The following is a 19,238-nucleotide window of genomic DNA, read 5'->3' as shown; positions in this document are numbered from 1 at the left end:
ATCGTGTGATGATTTGGGATGAGTTTTTGAGGCATTTTCGCTTCTGTGATGAGGAAGATAGCGGGCTATCTGACGAAGAACAGGAGCGAAAAGGACCCAAAAATCGCCCAAAGCACACACGAAAACGGATACATCAAGCCAAGAAAAACTTTTTGGAGAAATTCAAAACAGCTTCTAAACCTATTATTATATATAACAAAAATCCAAACGATGAGAAACAAACTTACTTATACCCTGTTATGCCTGTTGGTATGCCTGATATGCATCCCGGCAAAGGCGCAAGTATCTTTTGGCAAAGCTGGCAAATTTAATGAAGGTTGGTTGTTCAACTTGAAAGACGATTCGCTCAGTTTGCAAACAAATTATGACGACAGCAAGTGGCGCAAGCTGGATTTGCCGCACGACTGGTCGATAGAAGGACAAGCCTCTCCGACTCTTGCCAGCTGCACAGGCTATCTGCCTGGAGGTATCGGCTGGTACCGGAAGCATTTCCAGATAACCGATGATGCTCCGCGGCATTACATCTACTTCGAAGGAGCATACAACCGGAGCGAAGTCTATCTGAACGGACACCTGCTGGGGAAACGTCCGAACGGATATATCTCATTCATGTACGACATGACTCCTTATTTAAAGGAAGGAGAAAACGTATTGGCCGTACGCATCGACCACAGCCGTTACGCCGACTCGCGCTGGTACACAGGCTCGGGCATTTACCGCGATGTATGGATGATTGCTGCTCCCGAAACCCATTTTGCACAATGGGGTGTAGGATGGCAAGCGACTTCCCTTACCGACAAGCGTGCGGTTATAGCCGTAAATATGAAAGTGGAGAAGCACAGCGATGTCAGTGGAAAACTAGAGGTAAAAGCGATGCTTTATGATGCAGAAGGGAAACTGGTAGCCCAACAACAGGCAAAAATAAAAGACGGGAAAAAAGGCATCTCCATACAAAATGTCAACCTGAAACTATCAAAACCGCACCGTTGGAACCTGGACGCACCTTATCTCTACACGCTAAAGACCGGACTTTATCAAAACGGAACGAAAATAGATGAAAGTAAAACCCGTGTCGGACTGCGAACCCTGCAATTCGACCCCAACAAAGGATTTGCCCTGAACGGCGAATGGATGAAAGTAAAAGGTGTCTGCCTGCATCATGATGCCGGCGTACTGGGAGCCGTAGTGCCGGAAGAAGTATGGAAACGCCGCCTGCAAAACCTGAAAGCCATCGGCGTTAACGCCATCCGCATGAGCCACAACCCACAAGCACCTGTACTCTACGACTTGTGCGACGAAATGGGATTCCTTGTCATGGATGAAGCTTCGGATGAATGGGAATTTCCGAAACGCAAATGGGTGCAAGGCTGGAATGTAGGGGAACCCAGCTTTGACGGTTCCTTTGATTTCTTTGAAGAATGGATTGAACGTGACGTAACCGATATGGTGCGCCGCGACCGCAACCATCCTTGCATCTTCTTATGGAGTATCGGCAACGAAGTGGACTACCCGAACGACCCCTATTCACACCCGATTCTTGACGGGACTACCATTAACCAACCGATGTTCGGCGGCTACAAGCCCGATGCCCCCGATGCCATGCGTATCGGTAAGATAGCCAAACGCCTGGCTGCCTGCGTACGTAAGATAGATACATCACGTCCTGTCACCGGAGCTTTGGCAGGAGTAGTCATGTCCAATCAAACGGAATATCCGGAGGCTGTAGACGTAGTAGGATACAACTATACAGAAAACCGTTACGACGAAGACCATGCCACCTATCCCGACCGTATCATCTACGGCAGCGAAACAGGCGTAGGCTTTGACGCTTGGCTTGCCGTGCGCGACAAAGATTTTATCTTCGGACAATTTATCTGGACAGGAACCGATTACTTGGGTGAAGCCGGACGCTGGCCTTCACGCGGCTTATACACCGGATTGCTGGATTTCGGCAGTTTCCCGAAACCGCGCGGACACTTCCGCGCTTCCTTGTGGTGCGAACACCCGGTGACCTATATCGGCACCTATCCGATAAAGAAAGGACAAGACTGGCTTTCACAAGATGCATGGGATATCTGGAATTATGAGCCGGGACAACTGATTCGTGTGGTATGCTACACCAACGCCCCGCAAGCCCGCCTGTTACTGGACGGGAAAGAAATAGGCAAGATGAAACCCTATGATGACAAGAGCGGCATTATCTATTGGGACATTCCGTATCAAGCAGGCAAACTGAAAGCGGAAGGCTGTGATACGAACGGGAATGTCCTTTCCAACTACTCCATCACTTCGTCCGGACGTCCTTATGCCATCCGGGCAAGCGCAGACAGTGATACCCTTTCGCCCGACAAAACCATCGCACACATCACCGTGGAAGTGGTAGACGAGAAAGGTACGGTAGTGAAACTGGGAGACAACAACATCACCTGCCACATCGAAGGTCCTGCAAAGCTGCTGGGACTGGAAAACTCGGACAACAGCGACATGGGCGATTATACCGATAACCGCCAACGGGTGTACCACGGACGTCTGCTTGCCTATATCCAGGCAACAGGCGAAAAAGGTGAAATCCGTGTCAAGTTTACATCTCCATTATTGAAAGGTACAGAAGTAACCTTGAAAGCCGAATAACTTTTTCAGTTGACAGGGTTTTTGAAGAGTAAAGAAACATCCGCTTTATCTATTCAAAGACCTTGTCAACTTATAAACTTTGCCAACTGAAAAAACATATAACCACATGAAACATTTCCTATTTATCATCTGTTTGCTGAACGCTTTCAATTGTTGGTCGCAAACCTACACCATCAAACGTCTGGGAATGGAAAAAGGATTGTCCAACAATTTTGTCATCGATATTGCGGAAGACAAGAATGGTTATCTTTGGTTTGCTACAGAAGAAGGACTGAATAAACTGGAAGGAACAACTTTCACTACATATTACAAGACAGAAAACAACGAACAAGGGATAACAGGAAATGAGCTGAATTGTCTGTTGGACGATCCAGAAGAAAACATTCTGTGGATAGGTACCCAACGAGCAGGCTTAAACGCATTCGATTACAGGAACAATACGTTCACCATCTACCGACACGATGACAACAACCCGAACAGCCTTGCCACCGATGACGTGACAGGCATCTATCCTGCAAAAGATGGGAACTTATGGATAACTACTTACTGGAAAGGCATCGATTATCTGGACAAAAAAACAGGCATATTTACACATTACGACCGGACAACCGTACCCCAATTGCCAGGTAACCATATTTGGACTGCTACAGAAGACGGCAAAGGCAATTTATATATCGGACACAGATATGAAGGTATGAGTATCCTCTCACTCAAGACCAAACAGGTGGAAAATTTCAGACATGATGAAAACGATCCTACCTCCCTGCCCGGCAACGAAGTGAAATGTATTTATCAAGACCAAAGCGGAGATATCTGGGTTGGCACAGATAAAGGACTGGCATTGTTTAATCCCGAAGAAAAAAATTTTTTGAATTTCGGTACGTCAGGCAGCCTGCTTTCATACAATATCTTTGATATCTGCCAACTGAACGACAAACAACTATGGATAGCTACCGAATTTGGAGGTATAGCCATCATTGACTTATCACAACGCTTCTTTTCATCGGCAGAAGACCTCAACTACCGCCACATCCGTGAAGGAGACGATGAATACAGTCTCAGCAATTCAAGCGTACGCAGTATCTTTCAGGACTCTAATAACAACATTTGGGTAGGACTTTGGGGCGGAGGTGTCAACTTTCTCAACAATGACGCTACATTATTCAATACTTATTGCTATTCGCAAGACATGCCTGGAAGCAACCTGAATGCCCGCATAGCCAGTGCCGTATGTATAGACCAACACAATCGGTTATGGATAGGAACCGACGGAGGAGGAATCAACGTACTGGAGAATGGACGACGTACCGCCACTTATACGGTTCACAATGGAAATCTTAGTGGAAATTCCATACAGACAGCTCTTTGTGATTCGGAAGGCAATCTGTGGTTCGGACTTTTCCGCAAAGGCATCATGTATTTCGATAACCAGAAACAGTCATTCCGCCAACTGTTTCCACAAGAACTGAGCACAACAGATGTACGTTCCTTTTTCGAAGACAGAAACGGACTGATGTGGATAAGCAGCAGTAACGGAATATATCAGATAGACCGGACTTCCAAAAAGATTGTCAAGCACATAGACATCCCCGAAAATTTAGTAAGAGATGTCATCAAAGATACCCAAGGACGTATTTGGGTAGGAACTTTTGGAGGAGGTCTCTTCCTTTATTCACAAGACTTAAAACTGATACACACTTTCGATACATACGCAGGCTTTCCATCCAATACCGTCAACGACATATATGAAGACACCCGACGTAACGTATGGATTGCCACAGGTGACGGTCTGGTATGTTTTCCTCCGAATAATTTGGATTATCAAAAATATCAGCGTACTGAAGGGTTGGACAACACTCACATCCGAGCTATTATCGAAGACCATGCCGGCAACATCTGGTTCAGCACCAATAAAGGTATTTCCTGTTTCAAGCAGAACGGGAGACAATTCTTTAACTACAATCATAAAGACAATATCCCCCTTGCCAGCTTCACTACCGGATGTGTATGCAAAGACAACAAAGGAAACCTGTATTTTGGCTCTACCAACGGACTTTGTTATTTCGCTCCCGAACAAGTGTTGTCTCCCAAAGAAGCTCCCAAGGCTTTCTTCATGAAAATAACCGTCCTGACTCCGTTTCCTTTGGCCGAAAGCAATGGGCAAACCTATCCTCTCGCCAATTGTGACCATATCGAACTGGAACATAAACAAAACAACTTTAAAATTGCTTTCAGTGTACCAGACTACGCACTGGAAGGACAAGTTGAATATGCTTATATGCTAAAAGGGCTCAGCGATTCATGGTATATATCCGATATGAATAACATTACATTCAGAGACGTTCCTTACGGCAAGTATGAACTGATGGTCAAAACCCGTATCCGTAACCAAAAATGGTCGGATAAGACAACGACTTTATCCATCAACATCGAACCGCCTTTCTGGCTGTCATGGATAGCCAAACTGGCATATGTCGTTATCGGACTTACCCTGCTATTTATCCTTTTGGAAACTTACAAACGACGACTTAATCTGGAATACCTGTACGAATCAGAAAAATGGAACCACGAGCAAGAACAGCATCTCAATGACGAAAGACTGCGCTTTTTCACCAATATTACTCATGAATTGCGTACACCGCTTACGCTTATTATCGGTCCGCTGGAAGACATGATGGGAAGCCATACACTGACCCGTAAGGACAGACACCGCATCGCTGTCATCCATCAAAGTGCTATCAGACTACTGGAGTTAGTCAACCAAATACTGGAATTCCGCAAGACTGAAACACAAAATAAAAAACTATGTGTATGCCGCGAAAACATAGTTGCGCTGGTATACGAAATAGGACTCAAATACAAAGAATTGAATAAAAACCCGCGGATAAACATACAGATACAGACTGAAGCCGAAGAAATGACATTGTATTTCGACAAAGAAGCCATGACCATTATCCTCGACAACCTTATCAGCAATGCACTGAAATATACCGAAAAAGGACAAATTACAATAAGTGCACACTGGACGGACAAACAAAACGTACGCTATCTGGAACTAAGTGTACAAGACACCGGATACGGCATAAGCCCCGAAGCGTTGCAACACATTTTCGACCGCTATTACCAGGAGGGAAGCATACATCAAGCTTCTGGGACGGGCATCGGACTGGCATTAGTAAAAAATCTCGTAACTTTGCATGAAGGAAGCATCGAAGCCCATAGCAAGCTCAATGAAGGAACCACCTTTGTCGTACGGATTGTGGCAACCAACAATTATCCTTCGGCACTTCACCGCGACCTTACCACAGAAGAGAAAGAAACTGCAGCTCCCCAAGCTTTGCCTGTCCAAGAATTGCAAGAAACAGCAGACAGCATGCGCCCCGTCATCCTAATCGTAGAAGACAACAAAGATATCCTCGACTACATGGTCGATTCGTTTACCGACCTTTACGAGGTAAAAACAGCCACCAACGGAAAAGAAGGTGTAGAAGCAGCTATAGAATATATTCCCGACATTATTGTAAGCGACATCATGATGCCCGTCATGGACGGAACCGCACTATGTAAAGCGCTGAAAAAGGATATACGTACCAGCCACATCCCCATCATCCTGCTTACAGCTAAAGATACACTTGCTGACAAAGAGGAAGGTTATCTGTCGGGAGCCGATTCATACTTGACCAAACCGTTCAGTGCCAGCCTGCTCCACAGCCGCATCAATAACCTATTGGCTCAACGCAGGCGATTATCTGAACGCTATATTACAGCTTCAAGTCCGATTTCCCCAGAAAAAGACATCGAAGAGAAACATAGCATCCTGACTGATTCATTGAATAAGCTCGACAAAGAATTTCTCGACAATCTGACTCATGTAATTACCGAAAACCTCTCATCGACAGAAACAATCGATATCAGTTTTCTATCCAGTCACCTCTGCATGAGCAACTCTACACTATATCGCAAAGTAAAAGCATTAACCGGAATGTCTACCAATGAATTTATCCGGAAAATAAAGATGCAGCTTGCTGAAAAACTGCTGCTTGAAGGGAAATACAGCATTTCAGAAATAGCCTTTAAAGTAGGCATCAACAGTACCGTTTACTTCCGCCAGTGCTTCAAGGAAGAATATGGAATGCTGCCTTCCGAATACTTGAAAAAAGTAAAAAGCGGACAAAACGAATGACGTACACGCTGCAGACCGTAAAGATAACGCTCATGAACTGCTCCCTCAAGTCCACTGCCCCGGAATACTGGTTCCGCAAAACGGGCATACGCCGACAAAACCTGCTTGTGAGACACAATACCCTTCACGTCTCACAAGCCGTTTGCCACATCTCGGACAATAAGTATTCCCCACATCTGGCAAAGAAGTATTACCGATATAGACAAAACGCAGCCCCTCCTCTTCTGCTATCTGCTTTGCAGCAAGCAACGTTTCCAACGGAGTAGGCTCAAGCTGCTGCAAACGATAACGAGGGAAAAAGCGGCTGATGTGCAAAGGAGAGTCCGCAAAGCCGTTCGTCACCAGCCAGCAGCACATCGCACGGAAATCCTGTTCGTTATCATTGACAGTGGGGATAAGCAGGTGTGTTATCTCTATCCACACGCCGGCATCACGCATTGCCAATAAGGTGTCCAATATCGGCTGGAGCCGGACACGGCTTACCTTCCGGTAAACCTCGTCTGAAAATGATTTCAAATCGATGTTTACGGCATCGATAAAAGGCAGAAGGTCGCGTAAAGGCGCTTCATTCACATAGCCAGCCGTTACCAGCACGTTCTTCAGTCCGACCTCTTGGCAAGCCGAAGCACAATCGCGCACATATTCCAGATACGTAAGTGGCTCGGTATAGGTATATGCCACCGCCCTGCATCCATACTTCTTAGCCAGGCGTACACAATCTTCGGGAAGCAAGGTCTGAGAAGGGATTTCCATCGGAGAAACCTGCGATACAGACCAGTTCTGGCAATTCAGGCACGAAAGGTTACACCCCGCCGAAGCGATAGAGAAACAAGTCGCTCCCGGCAAGAAATGAAACAAGGGTTTCTTTTCCATCGGGTCGGCGTGCATAGCGCATATACGTGCGTATGCCAACGAATATAGGTGCCCTCCCCGATTCATACGGCTCCGGCACCTCCCGCACTTAGCTTCATCTATCTTGCATCGATGCGGGCAGAGCACACATACCACCGTCCCGTCGGGATTCGAAATATAATAAGCCGCTTCTTTCATCCGCATCGTTTTATTTTCCTTTTTATTCACCGAATACAATCGCCTCGTACACATAGAGTTCCGCATCCTTCCAGCCGTTCCAGGCCAGACCTGCCTTATCGCGTGCGCAATGCCCCAAGAATTCTTCTTTCGTCCATCCCGTTTCCCTTGCCACCTGAGGAAGGAACGTCCCCCGATGCTCTCCTTTTATGATATAGATGCCATGCCGCCCCAACTGGAACTCATCGATGGTTTGAATCTTCCGCAAAGGGGAAAGCACCGAAATCTCGATATCAATGTCTTTCATCTCGCTTTCTTCTACGGGATAGAAGCGCGGATCTTCGAATGCGGCGGCACGTGCCATCGAAGAAACTGTCTGATACAACGGCTTATACCCTACCAGATTTCCGATACATCCGCGCAACTTTCCTCCTTTATGAAGGGTCACGAACGCACCGCAATGTTGTTGCAACACAAGACTCATTTTCGTAGAATCGTAGGGCAAGTCCGTCCGTCGGGCAAGTGCATAGTCAATGCTCCTACGGGCAATTTGCAAAAGTTGCGTCTTCTCATCCTCTGCCAGCACAAATGCACCTGTTTCTTCCTTCTTTACTATCGAAAAAGCATGATAGCCTACCACCCTGTCTTTATCTCCATAAACGGCATCGCCCGAATTGCAATAAGCCAAATGGCTGACTTGCAAATCCTTGCGTCCCTCCATTAATGAAAGGAGTACGGCGATAGGGCTTTGCCCGCACGCACTGGTCAACAATTGGGGCACACCCTCGCGGGCATTCATCTCCAACGCATCCAGAAACTTCCGGAGCGAACCGCTCTCAATCGCTTCTCCCGTGGCTTTATCTACCCGGTTGGCATCCTCGTACGAAGGATAATGCGAGAAGTCACTACTGATAACGAACAGATTATCCGAAGTAAAATAAGGCTGCAATGCCTGGGCGATTCTTCTTAACTTTGCCAAGTCTTGCGTACCTATGATAATCGGTACGATGGGAGGGACATCGCGCAAATGTACTTGCAAGAGGGGCAATTGAACTTCCAGACAATGTTCACGGACATGAGCTTCGGGCACATAAGTAAAAACTGTATCGGCACGCAATAGCGCATCGCATGCCTCCTTGTCTACTTGCACTTCACCCAACGGTGTGGCATAACTACCGAAAGCACCGTTCACCGAAGCACCGTCGAATGCAGCCCGATGGCTGGGACCGAGCAAGAATATCCGCTTATAGGCAGCATCCGCAGGGATTGCCTTTATGGCTTTGGATGCAATCGCACCCGAATAAACATAACCGGCATGCGGAACAATCACCGCTTGCACTTCCTTATCCGGCTCTACCGAAGAAGCATCGGACATGAACGATGCTATCATCTTTCTCAACGTATCCGCCTTTGCCGGATAAAAAGCACCGGCAACCGCCGGCATACGGACACGCTTTTCACCCGAAGAACAGGCGTTTCCAATACTATGTATCATAATCAATAGGATTAAAACAAACTTTCCTTTCGTATGCATGGCATCTCTCTTTATGCCGATAAATATAGCATAAAACCGGCACTCTATCAAGTCCGACTGACTTTTTTTCTTCTTTCCTGCCAAATAGGCAATCCCTTATGACAAACTTCTTCCTTCCGGCTCTCCGAAAGTTTAAAAGCAAAGGCATTTTGTTTAAAATAGTTTTCGCAAGTTTAAAAAACAAGCCATGCCGTCTGGCGGCACAGAGTTTGCACATCTGTAAGTGAACTTCGGAAGCCGAAAGGCAGAGGGAGTTCAAAAGAACAATTGATAAACAAAGAACTTAAAAATAGGAGATTAAGATTATGACACCGAGCAGAAGAAATTACAGTCAAGAATGGTTACCGAGCATTTTCAATGACTTTTTCGATAACGATTGGATGGTAAAGGCTAACGCAACGGCACCTGCTATCAATGTGATAGAAAGTGACAAAGATTATAAGGTTGAAGTTGCGGCTCCGGGTATGACGAAAGAGGATTTCAACATCCACTTGAGTGAAGACAACGAATTGGTCATCTCTATGGAAAAGAAAACCGAAAACAAGGAAGAGGACAAGGAAAACAAGAAGTACTTGCGCCGTGAGTTTTCTTACACGAAATTCCAGCAGGCATTGGTTCTTCCGGACGATGTGGAAAAGGATAAAATCAACGCCAACGTCAACAACGGTGTATTGACCATCGAGTTGCCGAAACGCACGCCTGAAGAAAAAGCCAAAATCAACAAAGTGATTGAAATTCATTAATAGTAACCAGTAGGCGGAAGCCGGAAACATCACACAATTAGATGTTTCCGGCTTTTTTTATTTTACCCCTACATGGACCATTTGCGGAATTCATGCGAATCAGGAGTTAGCGGTATTTATTTTGTGCATTTTGTATATGCCACGTAGTAGAGACGATGTGCACATCGTCTCTGCACATCGTCTCTACAGAAGCGGCGCAAAAAGGTATTGGCATCTTACTCCCAGCCCGCCCAGCGGGCGATAACTACCTATAACTCCCTTTTAACTCCTGATTGGCATAATTCAATCTTTTATAGCGAAACAATATTGATTTGCGAAAAATAAAAATAATGTATGCAAATATTCGCTTTTTATTTCGGATTGACTATATTTGTCGAAGACGGACATACAACCGACATCCTTGTAGACAAGTGTAATGAATATGGAAATAACAGAAATAAAAACCGACAAGAAACAATACCTTGAACTTCTGCTGCTGGCAGACGAACAAGAATCGATGATTGACCGCTACCTGGAAAGAGGTACAATGCATGTCATGCACCACGGAACAGATACCATAGGCATTGCCGTTGTAACAGACGAAGGAAACAAGGTATGCGAACTGAAAAACCTGGCTATTGCACCCTCTTTCCAACGGCATGGTTACGGACGGGAAATGATAAGCTATCTGTGCCGGCTCTACAGCAAGCAGTTTACAACAATGATGGTAGGAACCGGAAACAGCATACAAACGGTCTCGTTTTACAAAAGCTGTGGTTTCACCTATTCGCATACGGTACCGGACTTCTTCATGCTCCACTATGACCATCCCATCATAGAAGACGGAAAAGTACTTACAGACATGATTTATTTCAAAAAAAATCTGGCTTTTCCCTCATCTTGAGATTTTAGAAGCTGTTTTGAATTTCTCCAAAAAGTTTTTCTTGGCTTGATGTATCCGTTTTCGTGTGTGCTTTGGGCGATTTTTTGGTCCTTTTCGCTCCTGTTCTTCGTCAGATAGCCCGCTATCTTCCTCATCACAGAAGCGAAAATGCCTCAAAAACTCATCCCAAATCATCACACGATAAATTCAAAACAGCTTCTATTAGCAGAAGTTATCATATCGTGCGTAAGTCCCGATATCACTCCGGCTCAATCTCATTGGGCGAAGGAAGCTGCTTCCAGCCTTCACCGAACGTATCGTAAGCATCGGTCACTACCACGAAGGCACGCGGGTCGGCAAGCTTTATCGTGGCTTTCACGCCCGCCACTTCCTTGTAGCTCACCACAAGGAAAATCATCTCCTTCTCTTTCTTCGTGTACAAGCCGCTGCTCTTGATACATGTAGCGGTACGGTCCAAATCATTCAAGATATACTTATGCAAATCTGGCAACTCCTTCTCGCTGATAACAAATATCAGCTTGTCATTCTTCGAGCCGTTTATCATATAAGCTATCACCCGCGATACGATGAAGATAGCTATCAACGAATACAAAGACAAATAAACGGAAGGTTCCTCGGATACTTCTCCGCTTCCCAATCCGAACCCAATCACCAACAAACCAAAGCAGACAACGATCCCGTCCACCAGCAATATCGCCCGCGAGAAACGGATGTGCATATACTTCTGAAGCATCATTGCCACAATATCGCTCCCGCCCGTAGTAGCCTGATTCTTCACCACAATGCCGCTCCCGATACCTATCAGTACGGCACCCATCACGCAGGTCAGCATCAGATGGTCCGACAAGTCCATAATGCCTCCCAAAAGCTGAGACGGGTCAAGCGCATGCAAAGCTTCTTCCGTAGGATATACCAGACGCGACATGATGTTCATCAACAAAGGAGTGGTCAATGCAGCCGCAATGGTACGCGCCCCCAGCTTCGTGCCTAAAAAGATGACCGAAAGGATAAGCAACGGAATATCGAACATATACCCGAACGTACCTACCTGAACGGAAGGAAACAGGTTATGCAACACGATACTCGCCCCATATACACCTCCCGGCACAATGTTATATGGATTGATGAAAAACACAAAACCTGCCGCCAGGATGATACATCCCAGCAAAATATTCAGCCAACCGTTTATTTCTTTCTTCATATACAAACTCATTTTTATGCAGCAAATATACAAAGAAAGATTCAGATAAGCAAGTGCTCATTTCATCTTCTAAAGTCAATCAGAAGTGATTTTATAGTAAAATCTGTGTCCGTCTGTCCCCGTCTGCATTCTTTTATATTTTACGCGGTATGAAATTGTGCATTTTCTCACCACAGGACACAGAGGCTTTTAAATTTTTTCTCTGTGGTACCCTGTGACCTCTGTGGTGAGATTTTGTTCTACTATAAACCGACTTTTTCTTTGTCTGTTGAAGATTAATCGTTAACTTTGTAAACAAAATCAAACATCCCAAGAACTTAAAAACTCAAAAACTTACAGAGCCATGATGAAGTACCCCATAGGAATACAGAGTTTTGCCGACATCCGCAAGCGCGGATTCGTTTACGCAGACAAGACGGCATTTATTTACCGAATGGCGTTGATGGGGAAATACTACTTTCTCAGCCGTCCCCGCCGGTTCGGCAAATCCTTGCTGGTCTCTACTATGGAAGCTTACTTCTTGGGACAAAAAGACTTGTTCAAAGGACTTGCCATAGAGAAACTGGAAACGGAGTGGAAGACGTATCCTGTACTTCATCTGGACTTGAATGCTCGTAATTATGAGGATGAAGAATCCCTCAAAGCGGAATTGAATAAGCACCTTGTGATGTGGGAACAGGGTTATGGCATGACTACTGATAGCAACCTGGCTCCCGAAGAACGTTTCTATAACGTAATACATACTGCCTACAAACAGTCGGGTGAACAAGTGGTGGTGTTGGTGGACGAATACGACAAACCGCTTCTCAGCACCATCGACAACAAACCGTTGCACGATGCGTACCGGAAAGCCTTGAAAGCTTTCTTCTCTGTTCTCAAGTCACTGGATGCCTACATCCGTTTCGGTTTCATCACGGGCGTGAGCAAGTTCAGCCACGTCAGCATCTTCAGCGACCTAAACAATCTGGATGACATCACCATGGATCCCCGCTATGTGGACATCTGTGGCATATCTGAAGAAGAACTGCACATTTACTTTGACGACTCCATCCGCGAACTTGCCGATGCCAACGGCATGACCTTCGAAGAGGCATGCGAGAGGTTGCGCAAGCAATACGACGGTTATCATTTCCGGCAGAACAGTGTAGGCATTTACAATCCATTCAGCCTGCTCAATACATTTGCAAAAAAAGAGTTCAATGACTATTGGTTTAAGACAGGCACACCCACTTTTTTGGTCAAGCTGCTGCAACAGAACGACTATGAGTTGCATGATTTGAAAGGCATTTATGTGGACGGAGATGTACTTTCTTCCGTAGACGAGGGATATGATGACCCCGTTCCCGTACTCTTCCAGAGCGGCTATCTCACCATTGCCGGTTATGACCCCGAATTAGGTTACCGTCTGGACTTCCCCAATCAGGAGGTTGAGCGGGGTTTCTTCCGTTTTCTGATGCCTTACTACACGTCACAGCAGCAATCGAGCGTCAGGGGCATTCTCAACAAGATGACTTCAGCCGTCAAACAGGGCAACCCCGATGACCTGCTGCAAACCATCCAGACCATGCTGGCAGGCAGAAGCTACATGGTGGCAGGAGCTGACAAGGAAAAGGATTTCCAAAACACTCTCTACCTGATTTTCACCATGCTGGGCTACAATGTGCAGGTAGAGCAGGCGACCAGCCAAGGCCGCATAGATATTACCATTCAGACAAAAGACTATATTTACATCATAGAACTGAAGCTTGACAAGACCGCCGAAGAAGCCCTCCGGCAAATCAAGGACAACCATTATGCCCTCCCTTTCCAGACGGACAAACGCAAGCTTTACCTGATAGGCGTAAACTTCTCATCGGAAACAAGGACGGTGGAGAAGTGGGTGACTGAAGAGCACTCACGGTGGGTTTTCGCATTTTAATAACATTGTAAACAGATTTGATAACTTATGCGTACTTTCTTACAGACAACTGCCGGCGGCACATTTATAGCGGGCGAAGCGATGACATTTGTAGTCCGTAAAGATTATGCCGAATATATATTTAAAGCAGGAAAAGGCTTTTACGGAATAGTAAACTTCCTGTTTAATGGAAAAAACGAGGTAATGCTTTTTGCGGGTTGGGGCACTTTTTTCAAGCGCATCACCAACCATGCAGACGTAAATAAGCTGTTACAGATGCTCGAAAAGCCCTGCCCACAAGTGATAGACTTAATGACTTGTAAATCCGATTACAGCCTGGTAACATTAAGCAACAACGAGATGGGTATTCGTAAGACGATTAATACATCCACCTCCCGCTCGTTGATTGAAATCATGGGTGACCCCATTGTAGTGGAAGAAGCCCGTAATTTGGTGAATTACTGTCTAAAGCTTTTCCGTGAGATCCACGACCACTGCCCTTTCCCCGGTTGGAAGCAAGGATTGAAGGAAGATTTGTAGAACAACCGTCTGAATCCCCCAACCAGGAGGTGGAGCAGGGTTTCTTCCGGTTCCTGCTGCCTTACTATACGCCACATTCCTTATGAGAGTATATGCCCGTGTCCTCTGTGTTGAATCTCATTTATGAGCAGTTACTTATAACATTACGGGACTTATCCGATTGATTCACATCATCCGGACAAGCCCCGTTTTCTTTGGGTTAACTTAGAAGCTGTTTTGAATTTCTCCAAAAAGTTTTTCTTGGCTTGATGTATCCGTTTTCGTGTGTGCTTTGGGCGATTTTTGGGTCCTTTTCGCTCCTGTTCTTCGTCAGATAGCCCGCTATCTTCCTCATCACAGAAGCAAAAATGCCTCAAAAACTCATCCCAAATCATCGCACGATAAATTCAAAACAGCTTCTTAACAATATCTATTCACGGTAAAGCATCAAGGTTGCCCAACCCAATTGGTCGAACGCACCGCTGTTTGTACCGTAACGGTTTTCCGGTTCACCCACACCGCCTTCGGGACGAAGCTTGTCGGCGAACTGCTTGGCATACGTATAGCCACTGCCCACATTTGCCACCTTTGCATAATGGTTGTACAGGATTTCCCATCCCGGACGAATGCTGCCACGACCTTCATCATCTGCCATTTGCGTATGGGTTGCACCGTGGTTCTTATCGCGGCAAGAGCAGTCGATGCAATATTCATAGGTCGTAAACGGCATCTGGGTGGCACTTACCAGCCAGCTTCCCGTATTGTTCTGGTTATCCGTACCATTGCGCAAGTTGGACAACGCTACGTATTCGCCCATCTTCATCATGCCGAACTGTCGCACATCATCGGCTACGACCGCGACCGCTTGGTAAGAAACATCCGCTTCGAGAACCTCCGCATCAACGGTACGGTTATCTTCGACGACATGCCCGGCAAACCTGCATGGTACAAAACAGGCGGATATGGCACGGATTTTCATCGGCGAACATGTAGAAAATGTGACATTCAGCAAATAAGGTGATGCGGATCGGGATTCACCACAGAGGACACAGAGGCTTTTAAATTTTTTGAATATCCGCAAAATGCCCATAGTATAAAAGGGAATTAGAAGGAGTTATGCCTTCGGCAGGAGTTAATCCTGCTATGGCTCCCATGAGCAAAAGTATTGGCTTCTAACTCCTTTTAACTCCTTGAAATAACTCCTTTTAACTCCTTATTGGGCAAAATGCGGACATTCATTATTTATAATCTGCGAAAATCTGCGTGAAGCTGCGTTTCTTCATCGTGCCACTTCATTTATACTGTGGTGAAATTCATTTACCAACAAACTACTTCATGACAAAAGTATGCAGGGAATGTGCGTCCAGCGTCACGTTAAGGTATTTCTTCCCTATCTTCACGCTTACCGGCTGCGGCGTATCGCCCAAATTGCCTGCTATAACGACAATTTTCTTTTCAGGAGTACGGTAGACCACCGCTATCGTTCCGTCTTTCTCTTTGGGAGCATAGCCTATCATTTCACTTCCGGGAACGACAAAATGAGAAAAATGCTTCACGGCATAATATTCTGCCGTATAGCGGAACGTCCGTGTTTCACTGTCCAGCTCTATCAATGCATTCTGGTTCCATCCCCAAGGACTGGTGCCATGCTTTGGAAGCAAGAAGTTCCAATTAAACCATTCGTCGCAACCATTGCCCACATTGTCACTTATCAAAAAGAACGTATGCTCGCCCGCCTTCCAGTCCATAGCTCCGTTGCCGCATTCACTTTCCGAACAGATATAATGGAAACCGGGATACTGACGGCGTATGGCAGGCAGGATTTGACGTCCTTCCCACTGAAAGGCAAGCCCTTCGATGCAGGCACGCAACCGGTCATCGCTTAATACCTTTTCTACATGGTCTTGCCGGTTGGTATTAAACGTACCCAAATACAGCTTCACATCCGGATGATGCTTTTTCAAGGCAGGAGCCAAATAATCACGGTTGAAACGTATCGTGCCTTCGGCTGTCCAAGCACAGCCCGGATAAGGCGTGTAGCTGTAGGCTTCATTCTGATAGATTACCATATCGATGTTTACCCCCTGGGCTTTATAGGCATCGATGAACTTACAAAAATAATTGGCGTATGCCTGCAGGTAACGAGGGTCTTGAATGAAATAATCCTGTGTAGCCAGTTTTCGGGGGAATTGCCCTTCACGCTCGCCCAAGAATTTCATCTCATCCTCGTCTACCCCGTCTTGCGAACCATACAGCAGATAGTCCAAACGCTTGTCCTGCCGGTTGAAACGGCTGCTCAGTACCGGGTAATCTCCATTGATTTTCATCCAGCTTGGCGGACTCCAGGGAGATGTCCAGAAAGTCAAGCGAGGATTGAACTTCTGGGCGGCACGAATCAAAGGAATGATGCCCAGCTTGTCGCGGTCGATATTGAAATAACGCAGTTCCAAGTCGCCTGCCACTTCGTCACAGCTATACCACGAACGGGCATAATCGCTGGCATTCATCGGGATACGTCCGCGGGTAAACTTCAAGTCTCCGTCGGGAGCAAACAGGTTATGCATAATTTCATCCTGTTCATCACGGGTCAGCGCCAGCAGGGCATCCCAGTCCAACTCGTTGAACGTCGTACCCCATGCCTTGAAAGGAACGCCTTTTTCTGTCCCATCTATTTCCAGCAAAGGAGTCTGAACGGGACGGGATTGCAGCTTGGTCTCATCCTCTTTCCAATAATTGTTTTCTGTACTGCATATCCATACATAAGACTGTGCCTGTATGCCATAAACCATACTCAAAAAGCATACGGCAAAGGTCCATTTTAGAAAAATCGGTTTCATAAGAATCTACGTGTTACGGTTTATGATTGTAAAATATACGAATATCCTCATTTCCCCTACATGGGCTGTTTGCGGACATTCACTTTGCAATAATAATTATTTTTCCCCGAAAAAGCAAGAGAGTATGCCCCAATGAAAGCAAATACAGACTTACCATTAAAAAATGAATATCCGCATTTTACTCCTACATGGAATGTTTGCGGATATTCAAATTTAGAAATTTATCTGATACTAAAACCTATTGCCATGCAGGGTTTTGTGTCAAGACCCCTTCTGAACTGGTTATATAATAGGTAGGAATAGGGAATTTGCTATGCTTCGCATAGTCAAAATTCGTCCGTCCTTTACGGTGCATGAGGTTGGTCGTATAATTGGGTACTACTTTTTCATAACGCACCAAATCAAACCAACGGTTTCCTTCAAAAGCCAATTCTATACGGCGTTCGTTCCAGATTATTTCCCGTAAGGCATCTTTTCCCAACCCTCTTTTTTCCGGCAATACACCTGCCTCGGCATACGTTTGGTTTCCACGAGCGCGGAAACGGACTTTTTCAAGGGCATCTTCTGCCTCTGTTGTTTTCCCAAGTTCATTAGCCGATTCGGCATAAACCAACAAGATATCCGCAAAGCGGAGGAATGGCAGGTTCAATTCTTGCTTGAAAAAGTCATTGTCGGGCCATTGCGTAGCGGGCCAAATCACTTTCTTGTTTGCATAGTTAAACTCAGATACAACATTCCCTGCCTCATCTTTTTCTTCCAGCCAAGTTATTTCACCTGTATAGCCTTCAATGGTTTCTCCCTTTTCAAAGATTGTCGCTTCCTTACGCGGATCTCCCTCTTCATAAGCACTTACAAATTCATCGGAAGGAACAAAATAAGCAGACCCCAATCCTGAGCCGGGAATACCTTGAAACTCTACATACGGATTACGCAAACGCCCCTCGATATTCTGGTAAATATAGTGTCCCGGCATCATGCTTTCCGAAGAATATTTACCCTGAATAGAGAACAGATTCCGATAATCCGGGTCGAGTGAATATTCATGGTCTACATTCACAACTTCATTGGCATACTTGTAGGCGTTTTCATAATCCTGACGATATAAGTAAACCTTTGCCAGTATCCCTTTTGCCGTTCCTTTGGTCACACGACCCAAGTTTTCTTCTCCCCATTCCTGACGGGTAGGAAGATGTTCTATAGCGTATTCCAAATCAGATATTACCAATCTATAAATATCTTCCTCTGAACTTTTGGGAATATTATATTCATTTTCTGCCGGAACATGGTCACGCAACACTACTTCACCGAATACATTCATCAAATCAAAATGCCAATATGCACGGAAAAAACGTGCCTGCGCGTTATAAAGAGCTGCTGTTTCATCATCATAATCTTTCGTAAGTTCCAATACCTGGTTGCAATCATTTATATATTGATACCATCTTTCCCATAACCGTTCCACATAAACGTTATTGGGGTCGTACTGAAAGTTATATGCAGTCAAGAAATTAGCGTCTGCCGTATTCATCCGCACATCATCCGAAGGAAACTCATGCGTTGTAAAATACATTGTACCCAAACGGAAAAAACGCCAGTTAATGGATGAATAAACACGTGATACCGCTTCATTAATTCGTTCTTCTTGGCTAAAATACAAATCTGTGGTCAATTCTCCTTGCGGAGTAACATCCAAGAAATCACTACACGAACCTAATATACAAGTTCCAGCCAATGCCATTATATATGTTTTTATCTGTTTCATATCTTCTGAATTAAAAGAA

15 protein-coding genes and 1 pseudogene are annotated in these 19,238 nt (G+C 45.5%); 8 read left to right on the top strand and 8 right to left on the bottom strand.

Going from position 1 to position 19,238, the window contains the following annotated elements; translation table 11 throughout:
* Positions 1-8: 8 nt before the first annotated feature.
* From B5G04_RS19295 to B5G04_RS06640, 3 genes are all read left to right on the top strand, one after another.
* Positions 9-311: a hypothetical protein gene (locus B5G04_RS19295; protein WP_143270438.1), complete on the top strand. Its 303-nt coding sequence runs from the start codon at positions 9-11 to the stop codon at positions 309-311.
* Complete coding sequence (locus tag B5G04_RS06645; protein ID WP_087396409.1) at positions 211-2,631, top strand: sugar-binding domain-containing protein; 2,421 nt, start codon at positions 211-213, stop codon at positions 2,629-2,631. Before B5G04_RS19295 ends, B5G04_RS06645 begins: the two co-directional genes overlap by 101 nt.
* Before the next feature lie 106 nt (positions 2,632-2,737).
* Positions 2,738-6,814 carry a hybrid sensor histidine kinase/response regulator transcription factor gene (locus B5G04_RS06640; protein WP_087396407.1) on the top strand — a complete coding sequence of 1,359 codons (4,077 nt, stop codon included), beginning with the start codon at positions 2,738-2,740 and terminating at the stop codon, positions 6,812-6,814.
* 45 nt (positions 6,815-6,859) lie between these two features.
* Here the strand turns inward: B5G04_RS06640 and amrS are convergent, their stop codons facing one another.
* Both amrS and amrB read right to left on the bottom strand, forming a co-directional pair.
* Entirely contained in the window at positions 6,860-7,870 is a 1,011-nt protein-coding gene (gene amrS / locus B5G04_RS06635) for an AmmeMemoRadiSam system radical SAM enzyme (RefSeq protein WP_239414043.1), read from the bottom strand.
* A 16-nt stretch (positions 7,871-7,886) separates the two neighbouring features.
* Positions 7,887-9,338, bottom strand: coding sequence for an AmmeMemoRadiSam system protein B (amrB, locus tag B5G04_RS06630; RefSeq protein WP_239414042.1), 1,452 nt, complete (start codon positions 9,336-9,338; stop codon positions 7,887-7,889).
* Between the two features lie 344 nt (positions 9,339-9,682).
* On the opposite strand from amrB, the gene B5G04_RS06625 reads away from it, so the two are divergent.
* Positions 9,683-10,120 carry an Hsp20/alpha crystallin family protein gene (locus B5G04_RS06625; protein WP_022040996.1) on the top strand — a complete coding sequence of 146 codons (438 nt, stop codon included), beginning with the start codon at positions 9,683-9,685 and terminating at the stop codon, positions 10,118-10,120.
* Between the two features lie 415 nt (positions 10,121-10,535).
* The gene (locus tag B5G04_RS06620; protein ID WP_087396406.1) at positions 10,536-11,003 is read left to right on the top strand and encodes a GNAT family N-acetyltransferase; all 468 of its coding nucleotides are present in this window, start codon (positions 10,536-10,538) and stop codon (positions 11,001-11,003) included.
* On the opposite strand, the gene B5G04_RS19730 is transcribed toward B5G04_RS06620, so the two are convergent.
* Both B5G04_RS19730 and B5G04_RS06615 read right to left on the bottom strand, forming a co-directional pair.
* The gene (locus tag B5G04_RS19730; RefSeq protein WP_158100066.1) at positions 10,995-11,177 is read right to left on the bottom strand and encodes a hypothetical protein; all 183 of its coding nucleotides are present in this window, start codon (positions 11,175-11,177) and stop codon (positions 10,995-10,997) included. The two genes, B5G04_RS06620 and B5G04_RS19730, sit on opposite strands and share 9 nt — an antisense overlap.
* A 64-nt stretch (positions 11,178-11,241) precedes the next feature.
* Positions 11,242-12,204 (bottom strand): YitT family protein, encoded by a 963-nt coding sequence (locus B5G04_RS06615; RefSeq protein ID WP_013617439.1) that lies wholly within the window; start codon positions 12,202-12,204, stop codon positions 11,242-11,244.
* 346 nt (positions 12,205-12,550) lie between these two features.
* On the opposite strand from B5G04_RS06615, the gene B5G04_RS06610 reads away from it, so the two are divergent.
* Together B5G04_RS06610 and B5G04_RS06605 are read left to right on the top strand one after the other, a co-directional pair.
* The gene (locus tag B5G04_RS06610) at positions 12,551-14,122 is read left to right on the top strand and encodes an ATP-binding protein (RefSeq protein ID WP_087396692.1); all 1,572 of its coding nucleotides are present in this window, start codon (positions 12,551-12,553) and stop codon (positions 14,120-14,122) included.
* A gap of 27 nt (positions 14,123-14,149) precedes the next feature.
* The gene (locus B5G04_RS06605; protein ID WP_087247121.1) at positions 14,150-14,641 is read left to right on the top strand and encodes a hypothetical protein; all 492 of its coding nucleotides are present in this window, start codon (positions 14,150-14,152) and stop codon (positions 14,639-14,641) included.
* Positions 14,642-14,811: 170 nt separating this feature from the next.
* Here B5G04_RS06605 and B5G04_RS19725 read toward each other — a convergent pair whose 3' ends face one another.
* Both B5G04_RS19725 and B5G04_RS20420 read right to left on the bottom strand, forming a co-directional pair.
* Positions 14,812-15,015, bottom strand: a complete 204-nt coding sequence (locus B5G04_RS19725) for a hypothetical protein (protein WP_158100065.1) — start codon at positions 15,013-15,015, stop codon at positions 14,812-14,814.
* Positions 15,016-15,050: 35 nt separating this feature from the next.
* Positions 15,051-15,275, bottom strand: coding sequence for a hypothetical protein (locus B5G04_RS20420; protein WP_204470762.1), 225 nt, complete (start codon positions 15,273-15,275; stop codon positions 15,051-15,053).
* Positions 15,276-15,443: 168 nt separating this feature from the next.
* Here B5G04_RS20420 and B5G04_RS20415 point away from each other — a divergent pair.
* Positions 15,444-15,636, top strand: a pseudogene (locus tag B5G04_RS20415) (endo-polygalacturonase); the annotation flags it as partial.
* A gap of 312 nt (positions 15,637-15,948) precedes the next feature.
* Here B5G04_RS20415 and B5G04_RS06590 read toward each other — a convergent pair.
* Positions 15,949-17,409, bottom strand: coding sequence for a glycoside hydrolase family 30 protein (locus tag B5G04_RS06590; protein ID WP_239414057.1), 1,461 nt, complete (start codon positions 17,407-17,409; stop codon positions 15,949-15,951).
* Between the two features lie 286 nt (positions 17,410-17,695).
* Positions 17,696-19,219: a RagB/SusD family nutrient uptake outer membrane protein gene (locus tag B5G04_RS06585; protein ID WP_087396404.1), complete on the bottom strand. Its 1,524-nt coding sequence runs from the start codon at positions 19,217-19,219 to the stop codon at positions 17,696-17,698.
* Positions 19,220-19,238: the final 19 nt, after the last annotated feature.

Origin of the sequence: Bacteroides sp. An51A (assembly GCF_002161565.1) — a bacterium.
Lineage (GTDB): Bacteria > Bacteroidota > Bacteroidia > Bacteroidales > Bacteroidaceae > Phocaeicola > Phocaeicola intestinalis.
Note: the sequence above shows the minus strand (reverse complement) of the source record. Positions and strands in the feature narration are given on the sequence as shown.